The following is a 6,797-nucleotide window of genomic DNA, read 5'->3' as shown; positions in this document are numbered from 1 at the left end:
ACGAAGCGATGGCGATCGTCCACTCGCTTCGCGCACTTACCGTCGACTTGAACGTGGCGGTTTCCGGCTTTGCGAACAAGTACAAAATGCACTCCACCGACGTGCGCGCGTTGATCTGCCTTCTCGATGCCGAGCGCTCGGACACACCGGCGACACCAGGCTGGCTCGGCGCACAGCTGGGTATCAACTCGGCGTCGGTGACCGCGCTCGTCGACCGGATGGTCAAAGCGGGCCACGTAGCTCGGGAGCGAGACTCAGCAGACCGCAGGCGGGTGCTCTTGCAGGTCACACCATCGGCGGTCACTCTGGGCGAGAGTTCCTTCGGCCCACTCATTTCACGGGCGGTGAGCACCCTCGGCAATTTTACCGCCACAGAGCGAGCCACCATCGCGAGTTTCATCGCCGCGATGCGAGCGGACGTGGAGCGGACTCGAGTCGATAGGGAGCCCTCCCGGTGACTCGCATACTTCCCGCGGGAGAACGCGCATTGCTCGTGGACTTCGATTCCGAAGCTGGCGTTCTAGCGTTCACCGAAGCACTGACGCGTAACACCCCGGTCGGGGTCGAAGACTTCCTCCCCGCAGCTCGCACGGTCCTGGTCACGTGCACCCCGGCGGCAGATCTCACGTACGTCCGGAAGTGCTTGAACGATCTCGAGCAGACCGATTCTGCCGCGACCCCAGACGAGCATTCCGAGACGGATGCACTCACCATCGCCGTCAGGTACGACGGGCCCGACCTCGACGACGTCGCACAGTCTCTCGGAATGAGCCGTTCCGAGGTGGTTGCGGCCCATACCGGGGCGATGTGGCGTTGCGCCTTCATCGGATTCGCACCCGGCTTCGCCTACCTGACTTCAGGCGACACTCGGCTCGACGTTCCACGTCGAACTCAGTCGCGAACCGCAGTGCCAGCCGGTTCCGTCGCCCTGGCCGCTGGATACAGCGCGATCTACCCGCGGGCATCGCCGGGTGGCTGGCAGATCATCGGGAGCACCGACGCCGTGATGTGGGACCTGAACTCAACGCCACCGGCCGCCGTTCAGCCCGGGTGCCGCGTGCGCTTCGTCAACGAGGACGACCGATGAGCGGTCTGGAGATACTCGACACCGGGCCGCTGAGCTTGATCCAGGACCTCGGACGGACCGGACACCTTCGCTCGGGCGTCGGGGTTTCCGGTGCTGCGGACAGGCGATCGCTCAAACTCGGCAATCGACTCGTCGGCAACGACGAGGGCGCGGCAGGCGTCGAGGTCCTTCTGGGCGGGCTGAGCATTCGGGCGCAGCAACAAGCAACGATCGCGTTCACCGGTGCGCCTGCACAGGCCTACCGCGACGGCATTCCGGTCGGGCATTCGAGCGTGATCGATCTGCGGGCTGGGCAGACCGTCCGCCTGGACTACGCACCGAGTGGACTGCGGACGTATCTGACCGTCCGAGGCGGCATTGTGGTTCCCGAGATCCTGGGATCGCGCAGCACCGACACGATGTCCGGGATCGGTCCGGCGCCTCTCGAGCCTGGTGTTTTTCTCCCGATCGGGCCATCGCCGACCACGTTCTCAGCCGTCGACCTCGCACCGGTGCCGCCGATGGCAAACGAGACTCTCGCCATTCGAGTGGTGTTCGGTCCTCGCGCAGATCGATTCACCAACCCCGAAACACTCCTCCAGGGCCGATGGGCGATCTCGACCGACTCGGACCGAATCGGCGCACGCGTCGATCGCGTCGGCGCCGACGAACTACTTCGAAGAACAGACGACACCGAACTGCCCACCGAAGGCGTGGCACTCGGATCGATCCAGGTCCCACCCAGCGGCCAACCTGTCGTGTTCCTCGCCGATCACCCCATCACCGGCGGCTATCCGGTGGTGGGAGTGGTCGAGGACGCAGATATCGACCGACTCGGCCAAGCCCGCCCGGGTCAGCACATCCAGTTCGTCGGGGCCTGAGCACGCCGAGCGATGGCGTGTCGGACCCAGCCGTCACACTGATGTCGTGCGAGTTGTCCTGGTCCCCGGTAGTACGACGTCCACGGGAGCTGTGACGGCAACTGTCCTACGGACCGATCCCGCTGGAACGCCGCTCGCCGATCCCGTCGAATACCCCGACCTGATCGCAGCGGTACGCACCATCGAGGAAGCCGAGCACCCGCGGTGGGTGTGGCCGAGTACGGCTACCGTATACCCACCTCTACTGCGGGCAGGCGTACGGGTTCAACGGTGCCACGACATCTCCCTGACCCGCGCGATACTCGGAATGCGCGCCGGCAAACCGTCACCGCCCGCCGAGGAGTTCGACGACGATCGACTCGGACTCTTCGACACTGCACCCGTTCTCGATCCCCTCGCCGTCGTCACCGAATTCGCCGAGCAGCGCGCAACCATCGGCGCGGACGCTCGACTGGACTTGTTGATCGCAGCAGAATCGGCCGGCGCTCTCAGCGCCGCCGAGATGACGCACACGGGCCTTCCGTTCTCGACGCAGAAGCATCGCGAACTCCTCGAAGAACGGCTGGGGTCGCGGCCGACGGGATGCGACCTCCCCGCTCGTATGCAGGAACTTGCCGCACAGATCAGTGAGGTCTTCGGGCGCACCGTCAATCCTTCGTCTTCGGTGGAGATCACCGAGGCGTTCGGTCGTCAGGGCATCGAACTTCCGTCGACGCGCAAGTGGTTTCTGCAGGAGATCGATCATCCGGCTGTGCCGCTACTCCTTCGTCATCGCGAACTCGCCAAGCTGTACAGCACCAACGGTTGGCAGTGGATGGACAGTTGGGTGCGGGGAGATCGATTCCGTCCGATCTACGTTCCCGGTGGTGTCGTGTCCGGCAGGTGGGCGAGTCGAGGCGGCGGGGCCCTCCAGATTCCGAAGACCATGCGCTCGAGCGTCGTCGCCGATCCGGGCCACGTGTTCGTCGTCGCCGACGCCGGTCAGCTCGAACCCCGAATTCTGGCCGCCATGTCCGGCGACCGCCGCATGATGGCTGCCGCCGGCGACGACGATCTGTACGCACTTGTCGGTGCAGAAGCCTTCGGCGGGGATCGCGCAAAAGCCAAGGTCGCAATCCTCGGAGTCCTGTACGGGGCGACGGCGGGTGAAGCCAAAGCACTGCTCGTCTTGTTGCGGAAGCGATTCCCGGTCGCCGTCGAGTACGTCGAGCAAGCTGCCAAGGCAGGTGAGCGCGGCGAGGTGGTGAAGTCACTGCTCGGCCGGGCCTGTCCCCCACCGTCTCCCGACTTCTACTCCCACGGCGACGCTCATGCCCGCGGTCGTTTCACGCGAAACTTCGTCGTTCAGGCCACTGCGTCCGAGTGGGCGTTGTGCCTGCTCGCCGACCTCAGGCGCCGCCTCGCCGAAGATCCGGACGGCGAGTTGGTCTTCTTCCAGCACGACGAAGTGGTCGTGCATACCCGAAACCCCGAGTCAGGTGCCGCCCACGTGCTGGCCGCCGCGGCTTCGGCAACTCGATTGTTGTTCGGCGACACAGTCGTTCGTTTTCCTATGGACGTCGCAGCCCGCGAGACTTACGGCAAAGGCACTTCGTAGCGTCGTCAATTCCACTCCAAGTGGTTCCACCACGCCCGTATTGCGTGTTCTACTGGAAAACGTTGCTTTGTTGGTGCTGGTCGACTGTGTTCGAGGAGAACCATGACCAAGCTGGATACAACTGATGCAGAACGGAACGAGCGCGGAACGGTCAAACGCCTTCGCGTGCCGATCTTCACCGTGATCGCGCTTGCAATCTTTGCCTTCGTCGCAGGCGGATTCGGCGGTTCTTTCCAGGGCAAACTCGCCGAGGTTCAGAAGAACGACAACGCCTCGTACCTGCCGAGTTCCGCAGAATCGACGATCGTCAGCAATCAATCCGCGAACTTCCTCGCAGTCGAGACGATCCCTGGTTTTGTTCTGTTCCATCGAGATTCGGCCCTCACCGAGGCGGACAAATCTGCAATCAACTCGGCGTACGGCGCCATTGCCGGCATCTCCGGGGTAGACGCCGACGGAATGCAACCCACTCAGTACTCCGCCGACGGCACAACTGCGTCGATCTTCGTGCCACTCGTCGCCAAGGACGGAGACACATCCGTGGCAGGCGATGTCCTGGCGACCCCCGAGCAGAACGTCATCGACGCAGCAAAACAAGCAGCTGGTGATGTCGAGGTACTCCCAGCCGGGCCAGGTGGGCTACTCGTTGCGTTCATCGACGCCTTTGCCGGTCTGGACGGAGCGCTCCTTGGCGCGGCACTCCTGGTCGTGATCCTCATCCTGCTTGTCGTGTACCGATCGCCGGTGTTGTGGTTCTTCCCGCTGTTCTCCGCGCTCCTCGCCATCGGCTTGTCGTCGATGGTGATCTATTTCCTCGCGAAAGCCGAATTACTCACTCTGACCGGACAATCTCAAGGCATCCTTTTCGTGTTGGTGATCGGTGCCGGTACCGACTACGCCCTACTCTTGATCTCTCGCTATCGCGAAGAACTGCACACGTATCCCAACCGCTTCGACGCGATGATCAAGGCCTGGCGCGAGTCTGCGCCGGCCATCACCGCTTCGGCTGTCACCGTGATTCTCGGTCTGCTTTGCCTGACGTTCTCTCAACTCAACTCCAACAAGAGCCTCGGACCCGTCGCCGCCATCGGGATCGCCTGCACCTATCTGGTGATGATGACGTTCATGCCGGTCGCTCTGGCCGCCACCGGACGGTGGGTCTTCTGGCCGCGCAAGCCCAAGGTCGATCACGCCGCAGACCTTACGACGCACGGGATGTGGGGCAAGATCGCCGAGGCCGTCGGCAGCAAGGACCGCCCACTGTGGATCGGCGCCACAGTCTTGTTGATCATCCTGTTCGCGGCCGGGATCGGCAGTCTCAAAACCGATGGCCTGACATCCACCGAAAGCTTCACCAATCGTCCCGACGCTGTTGTCGGACAAGAACTCTACGACTCGAAGTTCGATCCCGGAGCCGGCGCACCGGCCGTGATCACCGCAAACGCCGACCAGGCCGACGCCGTCATCAAAGCAGCCAGCGGCGTCGAAGGTATCTCGCAGGATCCCGGCGCCGTCTGCACCCAGGTGGACGTCGCAAAGGTCAGCGAGCTGATCAAGACCAACCCCGCTGCCGTCGCACAAGCCGCCGCTGCGGGTTGCGCCCCTGCGGCTTTCACCGTTGCACCGATCGACGGCCGAACCATGATCAATGCAACCCTCGCCGACTCTTACGATTCGCCGCAGGCACTCGAAACTGTCAAGCGACTGCGGACTGCCGTCCACGACGTGCCCGGCGCCGACGCGCTCGTCGGCGGCAGCACGGCCACCACCCTCGATGTCCAGGCCGCCTCGGTCCGCGACAGAAACCTGATCATCCCGATCGTGTTGGTGGTGATCTTCCTGGTCTTGGCCGCTTTGCTCCGCGCTCTGCTGATCCCGGTGATTCTCATTGTCACCGTGGTACTTTCCTTCGCGGCGACCCTCGGTGTGAGCGGATTCTTCTTCACACACGTATTCGGGTTCGCCGGGGCGGATCAATCGTTCCCACTGTTCGCCTTCGTGTTCCTGGTCGCTCTGGGTATCGACTACAACATCTTCCTGATGACCAGAGTCCGGGAGGAGACCGGAGAATTCGGTACCCGTGCAGGTGTCCTGCGCGGTCTTGCGGTGACCGGGGGTGTGATCACGTCAGCCGGAATCGTCTTGGCCGCAACATTTGCCGTACTGGGCATCCTGCCGCTGGTCTTCCTCGCCGAGATCGGATTTGCCGTGGCCTTCGGTGTGTTGCTCGATACGATCATCGTGCGCAGTGTCCTGGTGCCTGCGCTCTCTCACGACATCGGGAAACGTATTTGGTGGCCGTCCGAACTGGCCCGCGCGAAAGACTGACCGACTACAGAAACGCTTCCTTTGTCCACAGATGAAAGAGTGCGTACGCTCGCCAGGGTCGCCAGCGCTCGGACAACGCTGCGGCTTCTTTGGCCGTCGAGACCCCCAGCGCACGTTTCAACACCAGATCATCGGGTACGAATGCGTCGCGATCACCGAGAATCCGGACGGTGAGATAGTCAGCGGTCCACGGTCCGATTCCCTTTAGCGCCAACAGCTCTCGCCGAAATTGGACAGGATCCGCATTCCAGGAGAGGTCGAGGCCGTTCGCTGCCGCAGTTGCCAGCGTGTGCACTGTTCTTGCGCGCGCTGTGGTCAATCCGACGGCTTTCTGTATGCCCTCGGTTGATTGCGCTGCAACCATGTCCGGATCAGGGAAGGCAAGAAAATCCCCTTGCACCGGCGCTCCGAATGCGCTGACAAAACGACCCCCGAACGTCCTCGCCGCGCCGAGCGAAACCTGTTGTCCCAGAACGGTGAGCACTGCGGTCTCGAACCCGTCCACCGAACCGAGCACACGCAATCCTGGACGGGCGGCAACAAGTGGGGCCAACAACTCATCACTACCGAACGCCGCTTCGACAGCAGTGTGATCGGCGTCGAGGTCGAGCCAACGGCGCACGATCACCTCCAGAACTGCGGAATCCGTTACCGGCACATCGGAATCCACGACGACACCGTCGTCGGTCCACGACACCGACACGACAACGGGTCCGGAAGGCAACGGTACGACTCTGGTGTGAACACCGTCGTCGTGACGCTCGAGGCCTGCGACGCAGTGAGCCCGCAGGGCACCGGTGAGCGGTTCGACTGCATAGGGCGCCTGAAAGCGCAGCGTCACTGCGCTCACCGGCCGGCTTCCAGATCCAGCAGAATCGCTTTCAGTTCGGGGCCACCCGCGTACTGCCCGAGGCTGCCGTCGCTG

6 protein-coding genes are annotated in these 6,797 nt (G+C 63.3%); 5 read left to right on the top strand and 1 reads right to left on the bottom strand.

Annotation, left to right across the window (positions count from 1 at the left end; translation table 11 throughout):
- The 5 genes from A2J01_RS30130 to A2J01_RS30110 form a co-directional block, all read left to right on the top strand.
- The coding region (locus A2J01_RS30130) for a MarR family winged helix-turn-helix transcriptional regulator (protein ID WP_231916121.1) at nucleotides 1–458 on the top strand (458 nt) is incomplete at its 5' end.
- Complete coding sequence (locus tag A2J01_RS30125; protein WP_064114196.1) at nucleotides 455–1,087, top strand: 5-oxoprolinase subunit B family protein; 633 nt, start codon at nucleotides 455–457, stop codon at nucleotides 1,085–1,087. The genes A2J01_RS30130 and A2J01_RS30125, both read left to right, overlap by 4 nt.
- The gene (locus tag A2J01_RS30120; RefSeq protein ID WP_064114195.1) at nucleotides 1,084–1,947 is read left to right on the top strand and encodes a biotin-dependent carboxyltransferase family protein; all 864 of its coding nucleotides are present in this window, start codon (nucleotides 1,084–1,086) and stop codon (nucleotides 1,945–1,947) included. Before A2J01_RS30125 ends, A2J01_RS30120 begins: the two co-directional genes overlap by 4 nt.
- Nucleotides 1,948–1,993: 46 nt before the next feature.
- Nucleotides 1,994–3,544: a bifunctional 3'-5' exonuclease/DNA polymerase gene (locus A2J01_RS30115; protein WP_064114194.1), complete on the top strand. Its 1,551-nt coding sequence runs from the start codon at nucleotides 1,994–1,996 to the stop codon at nucleotides 3,542–3,544.
- A 102-nt stretch (nucleotides 3,545–3,646) separates the two neighbouring features.
- Nucleotides 3,647–5,872, top strand: a complete 2,226-nt coding sequence (locus A2J01_RS30110; protein ID WP_064114193.1) for an MMPL family transporter — start codon at nucleotides 3,647–3,649, stop codon at nucleotides 5,870–5,872.
- Between the two features lie 4 nt (nucleotides 5,873–5,876).
- Here the strand turns inward: A2J01_RS30110 and A2J01_RS30105 are convergent, their stop codons facing one another.
- The gene (locus tag A2J01_RS30105; RefSeq protein ID WP_007729596.1) at nucleotides 5,877–6,722 is read right to left on the bottom strand and encodes a DNA-3-methyladenine glycosylase family protein; all 846 of its coding nucleotides are present in this window, start codon (nucleotides 6,720–6,722) and stop codon (nucleotides 5,877–5,879) included.
- Nucleotides 6,723–6,797: the final 75 nt, after the last annotated feature.

Origin of the sequence: Rhodococcus sp. EPR-134 (genome assembly GCF_001647205.1) — a bacterium.
Lineage (GTDB): Bacteria > Actinomycetota > Actinomycetes > Mycobacteriales > Mycobacteriaceae > Rhodococcus_F > Rhodococcus_F qingshengii.
Note: the sequence above shows the minus strand (reverse complement) of the source record. Positions and strands in the feature narration are given on the sequence as shown.